Consider the following 19,801-nt stretch of genomic DNA (forward strand, 5'->3'; position numbering starts at 1 on the left):
TCTCCGTCTCTTCTACAAGTAGTCCGGTTGCTTCTTTCATAACGAATGCTCTTTGGGTGTGGGTGCCTGAATCGAAGCGGTATAGTGAGTACCTCTCAAGCGGTACGCTGAAGGCAAAAGCTCGCGATAGAGGTTTACATATTGAGTTCCCAGCACTTCAGACGAAAACTGTGGCAGAGACACAGGAGAGGGTGGGGGATCCTGAAGACTTTCAAGGATGGCCTGTGAGAACTTCTCCTCTGCGTCGGAGCTCAAAGCAATAAACCGACAGTGCTGTTCGTCGATCTCCCGAAAGGCAGGGATATCCGAACAGACAACACGGCAACCTGCGAGCAACGCTTCGGCAACAGGTAGCCCAAAGCCCTCTGTCTCCGAAGGCGCCGCGAGCGCCTCGCAACGGGTATAGCACCACTGCAGTGCCGGTTCAGAGAGCCCTTGCAGAAACACTATTCTTTTACTCAACCCTAAGTCAGATATGAGCCGAAAGATACGAGGTGTCTCTGGCCCCGTGATGCCGATGATTACCAGCTTCATCTCTGGATGAACTAATTTTTCACGAAGTAGCCGATGAAGGACCCGGATGAGGAGAGGGACGTTCTTGTTTTTACGATGCTGCGCAACAACGAGCAGGAAGGGCTCACCCTGCCAGTCGGGTATGGGAGATTGCTTTGCGCAAACTAACTCTGGCTCCACACAGTTGTAAATCCGGAGCGCCTTCCCCCACGTGCGCCGTGGCGCGTAAAGCCGCATGCGGAGCTTCGTAGTGTCAGACACACAGGCGATTGCGTCAACGCTTCGCAGACATTGCTGCAGAATCATGCGGTTGAAAAATACCTTGGGAAAACCGAAGTTTCCCGGAATCTCATATGGATAAAGATCATGCAGTGTCAACACGATGGGACATGAGATCGCGGACGCGTTCACTGGAACCGGATACGAAAGATGCACGACATCAGGCTGAATCTGCGCAACTAACTCCGGCAGTCGTCGATAATACCAGAGGTTTCGACTCAAGAGGCTTTGCTCCATGTCGGCAACATACGTCGTGACTCGGTGCATCGCATTCAAGCCTGCTGTTTGTGCCAGCTCACGCTGCCACGGAGCAAGCACCAGATGCACCGCTAAGATCTCCTTTCTTTGCAGAAGGCAGCGCACGAGATTGAATGCGTGCCGTTGCAGGCCCGAGATGTTAGACGAGAACTGTGCCGCAGTGATAAGGACTTTCACAGTTAAGCTTTCCCCTGCATTTCCAAGAGGACAGGAGTGAAACGCATTGAGTGCATGGTCTTACCGTCCCGGCCACGATGCTGATTGAGCGGCACATACCTCCGTGTCGCTGCATCTTCACTTAGACGTTTCATTGCCTGCCTCTTCATGCGGCATTCTTCCTTGAAGAAATGATCGAGTGAATTCGTCTGCGGATCACAGGAACTGCTTCCGCAGCAAGAGTTTTGCGTGGATCATTGGGATTGAGCTTGGCCCATGCTTCGCGGAAGAGAAGGGTGCCGGACGTTGCCGCAAACGCAAGAAATGTCAGGGCGAGAGCTACGATGAGACGCGGCGGAAACGATTTCTTTTCTGGCACTCCTGGCGCGTCAATGACGCTCACGACCGGAACATCCTTCGCTTCTTCAAGGCGGGCCAATTCATACTGCTGCGTTAGGAGTTCGAAGACGGCCTCCTGCACTTTCACACGTCGATAAAGATCTGCGTACGGGACCGCGAGGCGTGGCAGTTGTCGCAAGGGAGGGTAGAGTGATCCTTTATCATCGTCCGAGGTGGCGGGGCCGTCAGCCTCGGAACTTGCCGATCGTAGGGGAGCCGAGGTGCCGGTCATCTGTACGAGGTCTTTTTGGAGAGACGCGATGCGCGCTTCAGTTTCTTTTACCCGGATATTGCTGTCGCCATAAATCTGGCGCAAAGATTGGAGACCAGACTGCGCAACGAGCATCTCCGCCTGCACGCGCGCTCCTGCTTCGACCATCGCCCGCGTCTGTTCTTTGATATCGATCGTACTGTTCTTGCTCGAAAACTCGCTTAGCTCAAGCTGCGCTTGTTCAAGATCGTTTCGGACAGAATCAAGTCGATGCTCGATGAAGATGCGTTCCCGGTGCCCACTCGACGTACTGGTCTGCGTGACCAGCTTGTTCAATTCGTCCAGATAGGCTTGTGCTATATCGCGGGCACGTACAGGATCTCTATCTTCCACTTCGATCGTGATGACGCCGCTCTTCTTGTCATCAGAGATCTTTGTTACCCGACCAAGGTGTTTGGCAGCATCGGCGTTATAGCGACTGTGATAGATCCGCTTGAGGTCAAAGCGCTGGATAATATGGCCACGGACTGTTCCGCTTTGCAATAAACTGACGAAGAGTGCGGTCGTGGTATGTCCGCCGAGCAGTCCACTGGCAAGGCTACCAAGCGCACCAAGTCCTCCTCCTCCACGACCGCCGGCAAGCGCCGCCAGCATCATCGCACCACCGCCTTGTTGATCAGGCGGCATAATGCTGGCCGTGGACTTGTACTGCTTCGGAATCGTGAAGGCGATCCCCAGACTTAAGACGAGCGAAATCACTGTAACACGGGCCAGCAGCTTTCGGTGCTGCCACAGCAAGGATGCACGGACGGCCCAGTTGGCTGGAATCCGTTTGCTGTTTTCGGTAGGCACGTATGTGGGAGGAGCTATGTTCATTTTGTTTTTCCCATCGGTCTATAAGAAAGCTGGAGTGTGAATTCGTTATTCCGCTGCGGCTGTAGGGACAGCATTGGGAACCGCCACCACTCTGTCTGGTTTTCGAGACGCAGCTGCCATTCGGGACGAAGGGCGATATCGGCAGAGACACGCAGATCCCGAAGTGATCCTCCACCCAGGAATTCGCTGCTTGCATTCATATTGCGGTTGCTTACCTCGATGGAGGAGCGCGGTGAAAGCTGCCAGGTCGCCCATAGCTGCTCCCCGTAACCTTCCCGACCGATCCAACTGCCGATGAGTTGGCGATTATTGGTGTAGCCGGTTAGATAGTGGACGTTGAAGTAGTAGTAGCCGGGAAACTCATTACGATGAGGCGCAATCAGACCTTCCGCGCGGAGGGTTACATGGGGCAATCGTGGGACACATCGGAGAGCGAAGCCTGAGATCCATACACTCCGCTTTGGATAGTTGAGTGGAAACGGTTCATCTTCGGTGAAGGCATCGACATATCCTGTAAGACATGTTCGGAGACCGGGGATCCTATACTGCGCATCGAAAGCGATGCGCCGATCGCCCGGATCCTTCTCTTCGTCCCCTTCCCCAGCGGAAAAAACACTCTTCAGAAAGGTCGAGCTAGTGAGCGGGGCACCCTTACCGCCGAAGATCACGGTGCGCGAAACGCCGAACTGAAAATTCGGTGTTGGCTCAAAGGTGAACTTCTCGCCATGGATCCATGGCTGGTTCTTGAGCGCGGCACCCGAGCTTCCAAAAACCGTATCCTGTGCTTGCACATACTGCGTGCCGGAGAGGCGTCCGACGAGAAACTGCGCGCGGATTGGACCGAGCAGCTTTAGAAATCCCGGCAGCTCAATGGGCTGGACGCGGTCATAGCGAAGCATGGTGATTGGCTCAGCATTATTACTGAAAAGAGTCGAACCGCTCCTCGCAGGACCCCACCAAAGGGTCTGCTTTCCGAAAGTAAACTGATTATTGGCGAACGCAAAAGAGACATTTGCGTCCAGTAACCGTCCGCGGAGAAAGTGCGATGGCGGCCCTGCAGCCCCGAATGGCGTGAAGTCCGCGATAGCTATTTGCTGTTGAGCCTGAGCGTTGGGAAGAGGGGCAGCAGGAACACGCTGGATTTCGCTCCTGACGTATGCAGCAAAGGGTCCAGCGGTGGCTCGTATCGAAAAACCTGAGTAGAGATTCGTGCCCTGGCCGAAGGGGCGTCCATTCTCGTTCACCAGAGTTTCTGCGAAGTGGTAACCGTCTGTCAGCGGTCGCCCTGCGATCGCCGTGGTGCGCTGGTCGACGGACTCAATCCGAAACTCCGTGTTGCGCTCCCCTTCGCGCCGTCGTAGTTCCAACGCGAACTCTTGTCTCAGACTCCGCAGGGTAGCGGCTGTATCGTGGCTAACTGACTCATCTGCCGTAAGCTCCTTGGCCTCTTCCAGAAGGCGGGCGCAGTCGAGTCGAGTCCAAGGGCGTAGATTGAAGAACGCGCTCTGGACGTAGCCTTTGGACGCGAGAAGTTCGAAGGCTGGGTACACCCAGCTCTCAACCGGCACATACGTTGACGCCATGTTGGCGACATCCCGTTCGGGCGTATCGTAAAGGTCGGAAGATGCTGCGGCTTGTCGAGTCACGATCAACATGAAACCCATAAAAATCACCATGAGCCTGCGAGACACTAACATCAGACCTACAGGGTTGCTGCTGCGATACCGCCGGTAATAGCGATAGAAGAGGCGATCTGAGCCGTGGTCAAGATATTTCGCCACAGCAGCGAGGAGCCGATGATCTTTTGCGGTACGACGACGACATCTCCAGGATTGAGTTTGGTTGAAAGCACCTTCGCGTCAAACCAGCCACTGGAAGAGTGGCGACCCACAACCGAACCGTTTGCGCGGATGATAAAAATCTCTTTGTGATTAGCTGTTCCATTGGTTCCTCCCGCGTGGCTCAGATACCAGGCGGCCGTTTTGCCAGGGGCATAGGTGAGCGCAGTGGCGTTGTAGACCTGACCCGAAACAAGGACGAAGCCGGGACGTTTCGGAATTGTCAATACGTCGCCCCGCCGCAGCTCAATATCCGCCGGCGTATTCGCCCAGCTGTCGATGTCCGCACTAATATGGATTACCATGCGGCCCGTGGAGGGGTGGCTTTTGAGCTGTGCTAGAGACTGCTCCTGCTGCGCTTTGATCAACTGCAAGGTTCCTCCGGTGTCTCCGGACCCAAGCGCCGGCCCGAGACGTGCAGCCGCGGAGTTGGTTTGAATTTGCTGGATGAGTTCCTGCCGACTCTTCTCCTGGAGTTGACGGACCTGCTCACGGATCATGACCGCGCCTTCGGCATACGCGGTATCGCGCAGACCTCCAGCACGTCGGAGGACAGAGCTTAGATGCTCTCCCTCCTGAAAGCCATAACTTCCAGGAAATTTGATCTGGCCTTCGATCGTTACCGCCTGGCCGATATCATTCCAACCTGTGATCTGGTGAATGGTAAGAATGTCGCCCGGCTTGAGCGGGACGTCTACATTTGTCTCCGTACCCGCAACGGCAGCTCCGATCCGAATGGTTGCGAGCTGACCCGCGACCCGATTGCCGCCTTCCACGCCGTAGCTGGTAAGATCGGCGCTGTCCAGTAGAGCATCCCGTTTGAATCCTCCAGCCATCCGCACCAGCTGAGCGGTAGTCATGCCTTTCGAGAGTGGATACGTTCCCGGCCTAAGCACTTCACCATGAATGGTCACCTTGGGCACATCTATTTCGTACCGTCCAAAGACGCGGACAGTATCGAAGGGCTGAAGCGGCACGTTGGCGTTCCCGATGAGGACTTCAGGAACATCGAAGGCAATTGTTTCCGCATGAAGATCAGGAGGAACGAGACGAATGATCTCGCCATGGGCTGCGGGCTCTGGCAGCATGTCCTGATAGCTGCGGAGTACATCGCTAAGCCTCATGCCATCAGCGAAAGGCAAACGGCCAGGGCGCACAACATGCCCTTGCAGATAAATAGCGCGCTCGCTATAGGGGAGGATGGGTGCGATATAAACGCGATCTCCATCTTTGACCGCGAATTGGTCGATAGCGGCGCGATTGGCCTGGAGATCTTGCCCGCTGGGGCCGTTTAGCGTAACGGTCTCGCGCTGACGATTGGCATCAATGCGCTCAATCGTGATGTGGCTGAGGGAGGCAGCCGCTGTTACGCCACCTGCGTCTTCAATGACTGAAGTAAGCGTCGACTCGCCAGGCTTGAGTTCATAAATAGCAGGTCGCTTGACTGCGCCTGAGACAGCAACCTGCGGACCCGCGGGAGGAACCTGCAGAGTATCTCCGCTTTCGAAATGGGCGCTGTTCTTTTGGACTCCATGGAGAAGGAAGTCGTAGAGATCGATATCTTCGATTTTTTGCTGTCCACGAGAGTGCCGAACGATGCGGAGCGAACCGACGGAGGTTGGGCCGCCAGCCGCATAAAGCGCACTCAGCGGAGTCGCGAGCGAACTGATATCGTAGCCGCCGGGCCGCTGCACATCTCCGACAACATAGACACGGACTGAGCGCAGACGAGAGATCGTAACGGAGACCTGGACATTGCGATACTGCCGCTTGAGCGCACCTTCAATCAGGCCCTCCGCTCGCTGAAGTGGAAGCCCAGCCACCTGGAGCGAACCTGCTTCAGGCAGAAGAACTTGACCTTCCCGGTCGACCACGCGCGTGGTGCTTTGGGTCACGCCACCCCACATATTGATCTTGAGCGTGTCGCCTGGACCGACGACATAGTCTGGCCCCAGAGAGACATCAAGCGGGGTGTCTCCGCTCGAGACCCCTTGGCCCATGGAAGAGGAAAGGTCTCGATTTGTGAAAACCTCAGAGCCGAACCGCTTGAGCGGTCTAGATTGTTCCGGGATCTGCGTGTACAGATCACGCATGGAGCGCAGATTATAAGGCGTAGTTCGATGAACAACCTTTGGGGCATCCGTGGACGCATTCGTATCCTGGCGCTCCCGCTTTGTCGCGTTATTCGAGCGGTTCGTCCCGGAGTTTGCAGTGGGTGACGGTGGGGCGTCACTTTGGTCAAGATTTGAAGTGCCCGTACTCTGGCCATCCCCTATGCTCATGTCTCCAGGTTGAGTGCTCCCGGCGCCGGTACCCTGAAGACCGTTTTGTGAGACGTACCCTCTTGCACGAAGGTAGGTTGTGATATTGGCACGCACGCTGGCGTTCGTTGAAATCTGGTTGTAAAGCATTTCGTCGGTGATATTGCTTGCTTCGACCTGCATACCCTGTTGCTGCATACGATCGGCAACCTGCGACTTCACCTCCATCGTCAGATCGGGATTTTGCTGAAGAATCTGAATAATCTGGTCAGCGGGTAGAGGTGCGACGGGGGCATCCAAATTGCTTGAAGTTGTATTACCGGGAGTTGTCGAGGAAGTGCGATCGTCCACAGAGTCCGAGCTCGAGCTGGAAGTCGAGCTTCCGCCAAAAGCCATCGCGGACGCGCTGGTATCTTCATCCGTCGAAGACGAAGATTGTGAAGCATTCTGTGCCGGATCCTGGCCGAGTAAACCCTGTGCCCTTTCACTTACTGCGAAGAACAACAACAAGCACCCAACAAAAATCTTGGGCAGCAGCACTATCCGATTTTTTCGGGCAAGAAAGGAGTTCAAATGCTTGTGTCGCTTCAACGTCATATGGTCACACCAGAAAGTGGGGCGCTCTGCCTTGGCAGTCAGCTCTTCCTTATTGACCCTAGAGAGCAAGCACATCCGCGGTGTCATGGGTGAGTCAGTGATTTGTCATTCTTTTGTTGCTTCGTGCTTCCTCTCGCGCTGCCTGCTGAAATCCATCGCCGTCCTTGAGTGACAATCAATTGACAAAGGTCAGACGAACGGGAGACACGCAGTAAGTGGCCTATCGCTAACTTGCAGATATGTCGCGATCCATTCTGCGTTCTTCTCTCTCTGAAATGGCACGGCCAACCAAACGCATTGCTCTGGTTGTGGCCATGCTCTGCGCGGTACGATACGGGGCCGCACAAGATACGCCGCTGCTGTCTGGCGGTGTTGGGTTTCTAACCAGCACCAACGGCGGTAACACGACCTACTCGCCGGTCATCGAGCCCTTGATCGCTATACCGATTGGGGATCGTTTCCTCGTTGAGTCGAGGGCCATCCTGATTGAGTCCTTTGTCCCAGATCAGACGGGATACGATCACAATCACTTCATTGCGCTCACTTATCTTCAGGGTGACTATCTTGCATCGCGTCACCTGACCATCGTTGGCGGCAGTTTCCTGACGCCCTTCGGTACGTTTAACGAGCGCCTTTCTCCTGTATGGATCAATAATCTGCAGGATGGACCGCTGATTGCGGGCTTGGGCACGGGAACCGGCACCGGGCTTGGAGGCGAACTGCGCGGGTCTGCGATCTCACGCAATAAGTACTCTATCGATTATGTCGGTTACTTCTCCGCCCGGAGCGGAAACGAACAGTTCAACTCCCAACGTTCTGCCGGTGGCCGGGTGAGTTTATACCTGCCGGACAACCGCGTGGAGGTGGGTCTCTCCTACGGGCGGCTGTTACAGGGAACGCAGGAAAACTTCTATGGCATGCATGTCTGGTGGGAACCCAAAGATACCGCGTTTCGGCTCCGTTCGGAGTTTGCACGTGCGCATCATGCGCAGGGCTACTGGATTGAGGCGGACTATCGAACAAAGGCTTTCGGTGGTCTGGACAGTTGGGTCGGACGTATCGAGCCTGTGCTTCGCATGCAGCAGACGTTCCGTCGCGACCAGATCGTGAGCGATGGCCTGCCGCTGGTAAACACGCAACGTGTTGACTTCGGTCTTGACTACAACCTACCGCACAACACGAGAATTCTCACCAGCTACGCGCGGCAGTTCTCTTCCACTGGCGATAAAAACATCTGGGAAACAGGGATCGTCTATCGCTTCCTCTTCCCGACCTGGAAAGGAAAATAAAGATGATGAGCCCGAAACATATTCTTGGATGCGCACTCGGCCTCGGGGCCGTCCTTTTACCTCTCGTCGCCGCAGTTCATGCCCAGACTACACCGGCCCAGCAACCAGCAGCGCAGGTCGATCAAAAGCCGCCAGCTCCACCGCAGAAGACAGCACAGGTTCACAGCGACGGAGAGCGTATCTTTGCGCAGAACTGCTCTCGCTGCCATACCGCGCCCGACGGCTTCCCGCCTCGTATCTCCGGTACCGTTGTACGTCATATGCGTGTGCGAGCTCAACTTAGTCAGCACGATGAGGAAGAACTGCTTCGCTTCTTTAACCCGTAAACAGTCAATCTGCGCAGACGCTTTCGAATGCGCAGAGAACAAGTTACCTGCATGGGATGGATAGGTATGCCAACGCCGTTTGTCACTGTTCCAGAAGCGCTCGAAGAGTTCGCTCGCGGGCGTATGATTGTCGTCGTGGATGACGAAGACCGCGAAAACGAAGGCGATCTGACGCTCGCCGCAGAGTTTGTAACTCCTGAGGCCATCAACTTCATGGCGACGTTTGGCAGAGGTCTTATCTGCTTGACTCTAACCGAAGATTGGGCCGACCACATGCGTCTTGGTCCAATGGCCCAGGAGAATACCTCTCGCTTTGGCACAGCATTTACCCAAAGCATTGAAGCAAGAGAGGGCGTTACGACAGGAATCTCTGCGCACGATCGCGCCCACACCATTCGTGTCGCCATTGATCCGGATTCAACGGCACAAGACCTCGCACGTCCTGGGCATATCTTTCCACTACGCGCCCGCAAGGGAGGCGTTCTGGTGCGCGCCGGACAGACGGAAGCTTCTGTAGATTTGGCTAAAATGGCGGGGCTCAATCCAGCGGGCGTCATCTGCGAGATCATGAAAAGCGATGGCACCATGGCACGCGTTCCGGACCTGATTGCATTTTGCAACGAGCACGGTCTCAAGATGCTCACCGTCGCAGAACTCATTCGCCATCGGCGACAACATGAACGCTATGTTCGAAGAACTTCTGAAGAGAGACTGCCCACAGCGTTTGCCGACTTCCGCATGATCCGTTTCGAAAGTGAAATCGACAGCAGAGAATCCCATGCGGCTCTTGTTTTGGGGGATGTCGCAGATTCTCAACCAGTACTTGTGCGCGTTCATCGGCAGTGCCTTCGGGGAGACGTCTTCAACTCGACATCCTGCAACTGCCGTCGTTTCGTCGATCAAAGCTTGTACGCTATCGCCCAAGAGGGCCGCGGCGCATTGGTCTACCTGGATAATCTGGGACAAGGATGTCACACGGAAGAAGCAGCGGATCCAGCGGGCGTATTGCACAGCGAGGGATACGGGAGCGAGGGGACACTGCGTCACGTCGGAATCGGCGGACAGATCTTGAGCGACCTCGGGATTCAGAAGATCAGGCTTCTGACAAATACACCGACCCACATCCCCGCGTTGGCAGGATTCGGCCTGGAAATTGTGGAATTCGTTCCCCTTTTGCTCGACACACAGTTACACCTGTCTGCCTGCAAACCACCAGAAGATCCCTGGTTCACTACTGTCGAAGCTCACGCGCTCATGCGCCAGAGTATCGACCTTCTGTAGAGAAAGGATCTCGACTTCTCACCGAAACCCTTCTTTGTTGATGGCGACAGCCTGCCTCAACGGCTAAGTAAGTTGGCCGACCATGCGCGCATACCGAGCGCGCAGCGATGACGATTCGGCCGTCTCCGCCAAATATTCCAATTCGGCTTTAGAGGGCCGAAAGTTCAGTGGCAGGCGCTTCCAGTAGTACTTGAGATCGTCGGATTGCCAACCAGCATAGGTCTTTTCCCAGGACTTCCCGGATTCGCCTGCGTACACGAGATTGGAAGGATTGAGGACGCGCCGGGCATCCTGGAATCTGCAATCGAGCGAGAGACGCATCTGCCCAGACACGTTTGGCGAAGCCGCGTGTACGGTCAGACTGTGGAAGATCAGTACGTCTCCCGCATGGATATTGCCGCCGACCCACTCATCGCCAACCGCGTCCTCCGCTTTGATTTCGGGGACATGAAGATTTTCTCGTTCGTGATACTGAACACCATAACGGTGGGAGCCTTCGAGAATCCTCAAAGGGCCTACATCTACTGGACAATCATGAAGAGGAATCCACGTCGTGAAAAACTCGGGATCTCCTCCCATAAACTCGTAATCCTGATGGGCATGCACTACGAGACGTTCGCAACGAGGAAAGATCAGCCGGCCAATCGGCTTCGGATGCACCAGAAGCTCTTCGCCGACAAGCATCTTCATCACCTTCCGCAATGCGGGTTGATGCGGCAGTGCGTGAAAGGATTCGAGGTTGAATACTTCCTGGTAGACACGCTTGAAGATCGGGTCCGGATCGCCGCACGCGGCATCGCGCTCAGCTACTCGCTCCAAAGGGCTGTACTCCGGCACGAGCCACTGAGCGGCGGAAAGAATCCGCGTCACGTCTGCTAATACGGAATGCACAGCCTCCTTAGGCAAAAGCCCCCGGACCAATGCATACCCTCTGGAACTGACCTCATTCTGAAGCACGTCTGCTGTGAGACTTTCTGCTTTGAGTTCGTGAAAAGCTTTCACGTCGTTACCTCCGCCGAACGGAAATCGTGGCACAGTAGTTACGCTAACGATGCGGTGTCTTCTGATCGTCTGCCCTTTGTCAATTCATTGTCACGGTTCAATTCTGGCGACCAAACCGGAAAACGATACTTCTTAGGGAACAATGCGTCGCAGAGCGGTGACAAGTTCCTTACCTTGAAATGACAATCCTTGTCGTACGGCTCGTTAGACTCGGCGTAACTTATCAAATCTCAAAAGGTACGAAGAGCGGAACGAAAGGCGATTATGACCAGCGAACTCACCGAGCAAACAGTTCCGGGAGAGATTGCCAGGCAGTCCCCTGCACGGCCGCAGAACGCTCTGCTCTACGATATGGAGCTTCCCCTGCGGGGGGTCTTTTATCCACTCGGTTTTGCTGTCGAAATTCTCACGAACGATCCTGAAGTGCTTCGGGCCGCAGATGAAAGCTTCGGACACGTCCATGAAAATCGAGGAGCCACAACACTTCAGATACGCATCGGCATCAGCGAGGGAGCTAATCGCGCATGTCCGCCGGAGCCGACGCGCCGAGAGTATAACCACTTATATTCGCTAGTCGCCGATGTGGAAAATCAGGCACTCTTGGATCTTAAAACCTGTACCAGCTTCGCATGGCTGAAGAAGTCCACCCTGAAAAACAGGCTCTACTTTCGCTACAACTTTCTCGAAAAGATGGTTTACCTCCTGCTCGGTGCTTCTGTGGTCACGGATCTGCACGCGGCCTGTGTTGGTAAAGAAGGAAAAGGCATTTTGCTGTGCGGTGACTCTGGCGCGGGCAAGTCCACTTTGGCGTATGCCTGCGCACGTGCTGGGTGGACTTATACCTCGGACGACACAAGTTATCTCATCAATCAGTCCGAAGCTCCTCGTGTCATTGGACACGCACATCGTGTGCGCTTTCGTCCGGCTGCGAGGGAATTATTTCCGGAGTTGGCAGCGCATGCGGTGACACCGCGCATGGAAGGAAAACCCTCCATTGAGGTTCCTGTCTCTGAACTACCTGTTCTCAGGAGTGCCAGCGAAGCCAAAGTATATGCAATCGTCTATCTTAACCGTTACCCCTCCGCAACCGGGAGCCTGATGTCACTACCCAAAGGCACGGCCATACAGCGCATGTGTAACGAGCTCTTTTCTGCTGGTGATATTCGTGCGCAGCACGAGGCTATCCTTCAGCAAGCGTTCGCCGACGTCCCCACATACGAGATCGAATACTCTGACTCAGAACAGGCAATTCACCAGCTCGACCTTCTGATCACTCGGACCTAAAGCCCTGCAAGTTGTTTATGGAATCACTTTTCGCCGCGCGACGGCTGTAAACCAGACGCTTCTGCCACAGTCCGTACCATAAAGCAGCGTTTGCGAGTCACTTTCCCAGGCAGGCTGAATCTGATTGCACGGAACATCGGCGACTCTGCGTATTGCTCCGCTTGCCCGATTCCGAATCCAAAGATTCCAGACGCCATGGTCGAGATGGCTGTAAGCCATCCACCGACCATCGGGAGAGAGTGCCGGATAGCGCGAAGCCTCCAAGGAAATCGGAGTATTGACGTGTGCAGCGTCCGTCCAATAGATCTGAGGCAAGTGGCCATCTTCTGTTGCGGAGAATGCATATTCCTTTTCGGAAAGAAAAGATGCTTCGTAGACATTCAGCTGAATTGGTGTAAGTGCTACTTCGGTTGTGTTGCTAGACTCAAGCCTTCTCCGCACCATCAGACGCCCACGACCGTGGTTATCGCGGACAAACGCCAGAGTCTGGCCATCTTCTGAAAGCATTGGTTCATGCGCGTCCTCGATCACAACTTCCGAAGGATTGTTGAGATCCACGATCTGTGAGCCAGAGCTTGATGCACGCTCCACTAGGACATGCCCGTAGCCGCTGGTGAAGGAAAGGTCATCATAGGGAGCATCGATACTGGAATCGGCCGAGACTTTGCCTTGGTTCTCCATAACCAAATGGTAGCCAGTGAAAGTAAATGCTGCGTAACGAATTCCGTCGGCCGTGGATTGTGGGCCGGAGCTGAGAAAGCCCTGCGCTTGCAGAGGCACGCGATAGGCATACTCCTGCCGCTCTGCACGTTGTACGCGAAGTGTTGATCGTGCACTCAGGATCACGGTTGCGGTCAAACCCACACCCCACACATAACGGCTCCAGTCCTTCGTCGAGCCACTCTCACGCCTGCGATTCCACATGAGTGCATACGTTCCGAAGAGCACCGCCATCATCAGAGGAAGTCGCGGAACATACAGGAGGAAAACAAGGCCCAATGGTCTGGACGGCGCAGAGACTGGAAATCCGATGCCGAGATAAGCAAAGACCAGCGCCGCTAGCCAGCCATACCGTCGCTGCCGAAGTAAGATCGCTGCAAGCACACACACGGGAAAGACCATGAGAACGAAGGTGTAGGAAGCGGGGATCGTGGAGATAGTGAGAGATGCGGTGAGCAGGGCCGACCACTCCAGTAGAACTCGTTCTTTGCTTTCGTCGTCCCTGCGAATTAGCAGGATGGCAGGCGCGAGCGCCAGCATCTGTAGAGTGGGCGCTAAAAGCGCGTAACAGAGCGGCGAATTATGCCAGGGATGTGGGTTCCACTGAGGTTCCGAAAGAAAAAGGCGATGCAGGACGCCGGAGATCGAGGCGCTCGAAGCGTAGGCCCCGAGCCAATCTCCGCGCATTATCCAGGGCAATTGTTCTTGTAGCCAGTTGCGATGTGCATTAAGGCCAAAGGCTGCGATGGAGACCACAACAGCAGAAATTCCAGTAGTCACGCCAGCTATGAGCGCACGCCAATCTCTGCGCTGCAGAAAGAATATAAAAAGGATTAGCGGAAACACCTTGCAGACCGCGGCCACTGCGAGGAGTCCCCCGGCAAGACTTCGATGTCTACGTAGATAGCAGAAGCATGCTCCGGAGATCAGCAGCAACAAAAGCACATAAAACTGACCGTACAACAAATTTCGATGCAAAGGAAAACTGAGAAACAGGATGAGAGCGACTCGTCGAGAACCTAAACCTGTAATCGACCGTAATATCCAACCGATTGGAATCAGGAAGGCAAGATTCAGAAGGATCCAAATATGTTTCGCAGTGAGCGGTGTAAGTCCGGTGAGTGGCCATGCGGCCAGGGTCGAGAACGGTGTGACCGATACCAGTCCGATCACGCGAGTATCGACGGCACGATGATCCTTCTCTCGTTCGATCCAGGCCCATTCATACATTCGTGAAGTGTCATACCCTTCGTGCACGAGTCGCGCGGCCATATAGTAGTTTGGGAAATCGGTATTCAAGGTGCGCCAGGCACGAGGCAGGGTATGCATGCCAAGAAAAAGAACGGCCAGACAAAGTACCGTACGTTCAAGCCAACAAACAACATGCTGAGTTTGCGTAGTAATCACAACTCAGCGTAGCTGCACTCCACGGAGACAGTTGTCAGTTTCTTGTGAGACGAATGTCATCCAAGTGTTGTCCACTGGATGTTCTGGAGGCTCGCCTTCTCAAAGCCTCTTCCATGATGTCTGCGGCACGCTCGAGACCCAGGATGGAGCGCATTTGTGCTTGCAACTTCTGGGCGGCACCCCAATAGCCTGGATCATTTTGCACTTTCATAATCGCGGTGTGGATCTGCTGAGTCGAACGGTTTTCTATCGAAAGCACCTCTGCAGCGCCGAGTCTTTCCAAACGAGCGGCGACTGCCGGTTGATCCAGAACCATGGGAAGCGCAACCATTGGTTTTCCTTCCATCAGTGTTTCCAGCACAGTGTTCGGTCCAGCGTGCGTAATGACGATTTCAGCTTTCTTTAAAAGTTCAAGTTGTGGAGCATTGCTGACGACCAGAGGATTTCCGGGAAGATCTGCGAAGGATGCCGGGTCTCGCCGCCCACCGAGGGAAATCACTAACTGCACATTCAAACTCCTGCAGGCCTCAGCAACTCGGTGGAAGATCATAGGATCGTTCTTTCGCGTCGTGCCCAGCGATGCGTAGATCAAAGGGCGGCCATCCAGTAAGTCCCATGGAAATCCGATCGATGCTCTGGTTCTTTCTTCGATAAAGGGGCCAGTGTAAAAGAAGCTTTCGGGGAGCGACGGTCGGGGTAGATCAAAGCACTGCGGTATCTGTGTAATATGCGCCAACTCTGGATAGGTCTTTTGAATCTCGCGAGTAGGCCCAAGACCAATTTGCATCCTATATTGATCCAACCTGCGACACACAGGACCTCTCATGCGAAGCACAGAAACTTCCAGTATTTCCCTCTGCAAACGTTCAAGCCACGAACCGCGAGCCACGATGGACCGAGGAGCATCCCAACCGAAGTTATGCGGTATAGACGTGGACACGATGAAGTAAGGCAGATGCAGCATTTCAGCCACGGTGGGGCCGGACAACGCAATCTCACCCACGACGAGCGCATCTACTCCGGTGTTACAAATCGCCGCGGGAAGCACCCGGAGAAACGTCTCCATGTCTCCGGCGATACGGTCCACACCATTACATATCGCTGCGAGACGGGATGAGGGCTTGTCTCGTCTTCCGGGACTGGAGTTGCACTCGCCGATCGCGCAAAACTCCAAGCCCTGCTGGCGTATCTTCTGCTCAAGTGCAGAACTCTGGAAAAATGTAACCCGGTGCCCTCGATCGACCAATTTTCGCGACAAAGCAATCAACGGGTTAAGATGCCCGGTGCCTTTATAGGAAAGTACACCGAAGTGTGACATCGCTTTCTTTGCGACCGGAGCGAGCGGCTCGCCAGCATTTGCCTTATCGAGCATTACTGCAGTACCGGAGAACAGACCGTCCGCCCTCCCAGACGCACTTCGCCTGCACCGAGAACCTCTTCCGCCCGGCGTAATAACTCTTTGACCGGCGCGCGTAGCCAACGCACCACCCCCTCAACCAAGAGAGGCTCTAGTCCTTCTTTCACCTGAGATGGAAGTCTTTTCCAAACTTCCTCCGAAGCCAGTTGCACGCGTCCCGCGATCATTACGAACTCTATCTCTATCATCGAAAGTGTCTGTAATCTGCTTGCTGCGTTGTGGCCCGTATCCCGAATAGCGACCAGATCGCCCGGCCCTAAGATCCGGATCTTTCCTTCGCCATCTTTCAATCGAAGTATGGTTGCGGCGGCCTCCGTCACCATGCGATAGGCACTCTCCGGCGTGATGCTGCAAGACCTGATCGCAAACCTGACCTCATCGAGCAAGTCCCCTGCTGCGGTCAGAGGTGAATCATTCCCGAGAGCGACGCTTTCTATTTTGCCCAGCAAATTCATATCCGGAAGCTTGCCGAAGAGGAACATGTTGGAAGAGGGACAGACAATGAGCGATGCCCCTCTCTCCTGCACCAATGCGACACCTTCGTGATCCATAGCCAGGCCATGAACAAGCACGGTATGCGCATCCAACAATCCAAGCCGATAAAGTTCGAATACTTCATCACGAGCTTGATCATCCACTCCTTCACACGCATGCAGGATGAAGACGCTTCCTTCTGGGGTCGCACAACGGGCCGCACGAAGATCGCCTCCCAAAGCGAGAGAGTGTCCCCATCCAAAGTGCCGCACTACCTTGATGGGAAATTCTCTCTTTTGCAGCTCCGACCAAAACTTGTCATGGTGGCATGCTGTCGTGACGCCGCAAAGAAGATTTCGTATCCCTCCCCACCACAGGCGGACATCTTTAGGAACGGACTTATGCTTTGCGATTACCTCGGGAAACCGAACGTGTATGTCTTCGCCCCATTCGATGTAGTTCTGGTACAGCGGATTTCCAAGCCTTGGGTAAAGGGCGAACTGCAGATGATCGTGCGCATTTACCAAGCCAGGAAGCAACAGGAAGCCGCTCAGGTCGATCTCTGTTTCTCCAGATACCAGTGGCAGTGACATGGTTCCATCACGCACTACCTGTGTCAGATGCCCACCCGCGATGTGTATGGAAGCTCGAAATGTCTCCTGTGGTCCGATGGCACAACGAGCCCCATGCAGAGATACTTCGTCACTCTCGTGCCAAGAGTCACGCATGTTTCCGCGCCACATAAATCCGAAAGCGGGACGGTTCTCGCCGGCGGCGTAGTCTTGCGATCCACGGACGCATGAACCACTTGAAGCCATACCAGGGAGAGTGCACTGTCCAACGAATGGAAAACTCTTCCTCCAACCTGCGCAACCGCTCGTCGGTCAGATATTCAAGACTTTTCACCGAATTGGATGCCGTATCAAAGCGCTGAAGAAATATGGCCTGGCGTTCTGCGACCATTTGCCTTCCACTTTCCTCCCGCGCATACCATGGGGTGTCACTGATGACGACCATTCCTCCGCGTTTGACGCAACGCATGGCCTCGCGGAGAGTCGCAACATAATCTTCGGAGTAATGAAAGGAGGCATTGAAGATAACTACGTCGAACTGCTCACTCTGAAATGGCAGACGCACCAGTTCTGCCTGGAATCGTGGCAGAGGATTTGGAAGACGTTTTTGATAGGTCACAGCGGCCGCGAGGCCATCGTACTTGTTCGTGAGCAGGTCCACCGCGACAGGTTGATACCCGGCAAGAGCGAGTCGAAAGCTCATCCAGCAGTTGCCTGCGCCAAGGTCCAGAACCTTCTCATATCCAAGGTTGGGCTTCAGCACACGTTTCATCAGAAAGTCGTAACTCCGCGCTCTGATCTCCCACTGCCTGCTGTTTTTGCCAGTTAAGTCCTGATACGGAAGTCTTAGATAGTACTCTTCACTCTGGCTACCTCGGCCCTCTGCTGCACGGATTCGCTCGTAATCCTGGATAAATTGGGCGTAGTACTGAATTCTCTCTTCGGGCAAAGCATGTACGATTCCGTTGCTAGTCTGCATGCGGAATGCGCACCTGGGACAATTCAATCCATCGACATCGGTCACGCAAGAGGGACACTGGAGGCTCACACCGCAATGTGCATCAGCGTCCCCGCGGCCCGTCTCGTCGACGCGGGCCTGAATATCTCCGTAAGCCATCGGGCGCGCCTGCATCTATGCTTTCCTGATTGAAATCAGCTGCTCGACGGGCACAATCACTGGAGGAATGAAGCCTTCCGCGGTTTCAGAAAACGAGAGGGCTTCCGCATCCCGGCTTATTGGTTCTAACTGATCCACCGTTCGCCATAAGGCTGCGACCCTGGCGTCCGTCTCTCCGGATGAATCGGCCACGCGCCACGAATCAACCTCGGCATGCAGAGCTTCGCGGACAGCACGATAAAAGTCTGTCGTATAGGCGGCTCTGAACATGATGCAGAGGTCGTCGCTGTCGGCCCAGTTACGCTTGGCGCCAAGTTGCATCTGGACGCGCTCATAGAAGGCTGTCCCCGGCAGTGGATACGAAAAGGAGATTCCAATGTCGTCAGGTCGTAACTTCCGAACCAAAGCGATCGTCTGCTGAAGCTCGACCCAGGTTTCACCCGGATAGCCGAACTGTAGAAAGAAGCATGCGCGAATGCCCGCCGCTTTCAGCCGCTCACGAGAAGCCACTATCGCATCGAGAGTAATGTCCTTGTCCATCGCGTCTAGGATGGTTTGAGCACCAGACTCTACGCCCATCCAAACCTCTGCACATCCTGCAGTCTTCAAATGCAGTACAGTTTCTTCACCCATCAGATCGGCGCGCGACTGCACTTTGAACGGCACCGCTGCATTTCGTTTCGTAACCTCTTCTGCAAACTCTTTTACCCAGTGGCGATTCAGCGCGAAGATATCGTCACCGAACCAGATGTGTTCTACCCCTGCGCGCTTGAGCAACTCCATCTCTTCCGCGACCGCTGAAGCTGCGCGAAGATGAAAGCGATTGCCGGAGATCGGTTTTGCACACCAGTTGCAGCGAAACGGACAGCCGCGACTGGCGACCATGTTCGTTGAAAAATAGCCATGTGCGCCAAGCCATGCTGCGCGATATGGTTCCAAGTCGATCAGATCACGAGCGGGGAGAGAGAGATGTGCCCAGGCAGGGTTCTTTGCTAATCGTTGCGGGCTACTCACCATCTGCCCCTGCTCATCAAGTTTTATGAGTCCATCCTGCTCTGATAAATGGGTCCCCGTAAGGATCGAAGAGCATAGTTCTACAAGGACGTTTTCTGCCTCTCCACAAAGGACATAGTCGAATCCGTTCTCGAGAAATAATTCTGGGCTATCTGTGGAATCGGAACCGTGAATGATGACGATAGCGCCGATGTCCCTGGAAGCTTTCGCAATCTCCCAGGCTACTTCCCTCATTCGCGTCAGACACATCTTTGAGAGAAAGTTGAAGTCATCCTCATATACGGCAACGATCTTTGGCCGGTGCTGCAGCAGCATCGCCAGGAACTTCTCAGCGGGAGGTTCAAGCATCGCATCGAAGACGGCGACTGAGATGCCGTGATCGCGCAGTGCCGTGGCAGCGTAGAGCGTACCGATCGGCGTATATGGCTGCATCTTGCGCAGCTGCTTTGCGTCGTACGGTAGGTGATACGAATGAGTGAGTAGAACATCAGCCAAGGTTCACCTCGGTCG

Annotated in this window: 14 protein-coding genes; 4 read left to right on the top strand and 10 right to left on the bottom strand. The window is 54.7% G+C overall.

The annotated features are described in order from the left end of the window. Positions 1–36: 36 nt before the first annotated feature. From ACIPR4_RS12975 to ACIPR4_RS12990, 4 genes are all read right to left on the bottom strand, one after another. Positions 37–1,227, bottom strand: a complete 1,191-nt coding sequence (locus ACIPR4_RS12975) for a glycosyltransferase family 4 protein (protein ID WP_013569118.1) — start codon at positions 1,225–1,227, stop codon at positions 37–39. Between the two features lie 145 nt (positions 1,228–1,372). Beyond that, on the bottom strand, positions 1,373–2,692 hold the full coding sequence (locus ACIPR4_RS12980; RefSeq protein WP_013569120.1) for a GumC family protein: 1,320 nt from the start codon (positions 2,690–2,692) through the stop codon (positions 1,373–1,375). Further along, positions 2,689–4,356 carry a capsule assembly Wzi family protein gene (locus tag ACIPR4_RS12985; protein WP_222829226.1) on the bottom strand — a complete coding sequence of 556 codons (1,668 nt, stop codon included), beginning with the start codon at positions 4,354–4,356 and terminating at the stop codon, positions 2,689–2,691. The genes ACIPR4_RS12980 and ACIPR4_RS12985 overlap by 4 nt, the downstream gene beginning before the upstream one ends. A 38-nt stretch (positions 4,357–4,394) precedes the next feature. Beyond that, positions 4,395–7,142 (bottom strand): SLBB domain-containing protein, encoded by a 2,748-nt coding sequence (locus ACIPR4_RS12990; RefSeq protein ID WP_245536325.1) that lies wholly within the window; start codon positions 7,140–7,142, stop codon positions 4,395–4,397. Positions 7,143–7,627: 485 nt separating this feature from the next. On the opposite strand from ACIPR4_RS12990, the gene ACIPR4_RS12995 reads away from it, so the two are divergent. The 3 genes from ACIPR4_RS12995 (at position 7,628) to ribB (ending at position 10,284) form a co-directional block, all read left to right on the top strand. Beyond that, positions 7,628–8,677 carry a hypothetical protein gene (locus ACIPR4_RS12995; RefSeq protein ID WP_245536326.1) on the top strand — a complete coding sequence of 350 codons (1,050 nt, stop codon included), beginning with the start codon at positions 7,628–7,630 and terminating at the stop codon, positions 8,675–8,677. Between the two features lie 2 nt (positions 8,678–8,679). Beyond that, on the top strand, positions 8,680–9,003 hold the full coding sequence (locus ACIPR4_RS23130; protein ID WP_013569124.1) for a cytochrome c: 324 nt from the start codon (positions 8,680–8,682) through the stop codon (positions 9,001–9,003). Between the two features lie 66 nt (positions 9,004–9,069). Next, the gene (ribB, locus tag ACIPR4_RS13005; protein ID WP_013569125.1) at positions 9,070–10,284 is read left to right on the top strand and encodes a 3,4-dihydroxy-2-butanone-4-phosphate synthase; all 1,215 of its coding nucleotides are present in this window, start codon (positions 9,070–9,072) and stop codon (positions 10,282–10,284) included. A gap of 63 nt (positions 10,285–10,347) precedes the next feature. Here the strand turns inward: ribB and ACIPR4_RS13010 are convergent, their stop codons facing one another. Then, positions 10,348–11,319, bottom strand: a complete 972-nt coding sequence (locus tag ACIPR4_RS13010; RefSeq protein ID WP_144312427.1) for a phytanoyl-CoA dioxygenase family protein — start codon at positions 11,317–11,319, stop codon at positions 10,348–10,350. 318 nt (positions 11,320–11,637) lie between these two features. Between ACIPR4_RS13010 and ACIPR4_RS13015 the strand changes: the two genes are divergently transcribed. Beyond that, the gene (locus ACIPR4_RS13015) at positions 11,638–12,570 is read left to right on the top strand and encodes an aldolase (protein WP_144312428.1); all 933 of its coding nucleotides are present in this window, start codon (positions 11,638–11,640) and stop codon (positions 12,568–12,570) included. 15 nt (positions 12,571–12,585) lie between these two features. Here ACIPR4_RS13015 and ACIPR4_RS13020 read toward each other — a convergent pair whose 3' ends face one another. The 5 genes from ACIPR4_RS13020 to ACIPR4_RS13040 all read right to left on the bottom strand — a co-directional run bounded on the left by ACIPR4_RS13020 (position 12,586) and on the right by ACIPR4_RS13040 (position 19,786). Beyond that, positions 12,586–14,589 carry a glycosyltransferase 87 family protein gene (locus ACIPR4_RS13020; RefSeq protein WP_245536328.1) on the bottom strand — a complete coding sequence of 668 codons (2,004 nt, stop codon included), beginning with the start codon at positions 14,587–14,589 and terminating at the stop codon, positions 12,586–12,588. A 142-nt stretch (positions 14,590–14,731) separates the two neighbouring features. Then, entirely contained in the window at positions 14,732–16,069 is a 1,338-nt protein-coding gene (locus tag ACIPR4_RS13025) for a glycosyltransferase (protein ID WP_013569129.1), read from the bottom strand. After that, a complete protein-coding gene (locus tag ACIPR4_RS23135) occupies positions 16,069–16,752 on the bottom strand; it encodes an amidohydrolase family protein (RefSeq protein WP_245536329.1) in 684 nt (227 codons plus the stop codon). Before ACIPR4_RS23135 ends, ACIPR4_RS13025 begins: the two co-directional genes overlap by 1 nt. A gap of 556 nt (positions 16,753–17,308) precedes the next feature. Further along, positions 17,309–18,139 carry a class I SAM-dependent methyltransferase gene (locus ACIPR4_RS13035; protein WP_245536330.1) on the bottom strand — a complete coding sequence of 277 codons (831 nt, stop codon included), beginning with the start codon at positions 18,137–18,139 and terminating at the stop codon, positions 17,309–17,311. A 153-nt stretch (positions 18,140–18,292) separates the two neighbouring features. After that, positions 18,293–19,786, bottom strand: coding sequence for a B12-binding domain-containing radical SAM protein (locus tag ACIPR4_RS13040; RefSeq protein ID WP_013569132.1), 1,494 nt, complete (start codon positions 19,784–19,786; stop codon positions 18,293–18,295). Between the last annotated feature and the right edge of the window lie 15 nt (positions 19,787–19,801).

It is taken from the genome of Terriglobus saanensis SP1PR4 (assembly GCF_000179915.2).
Classification (GTDB): domain Bacteria; phylum Acidobacteriota; class Terriglobia; order Terriglobales; family Acidobacteriaceae; genus Terriglobus; species Terriglobus saanensis.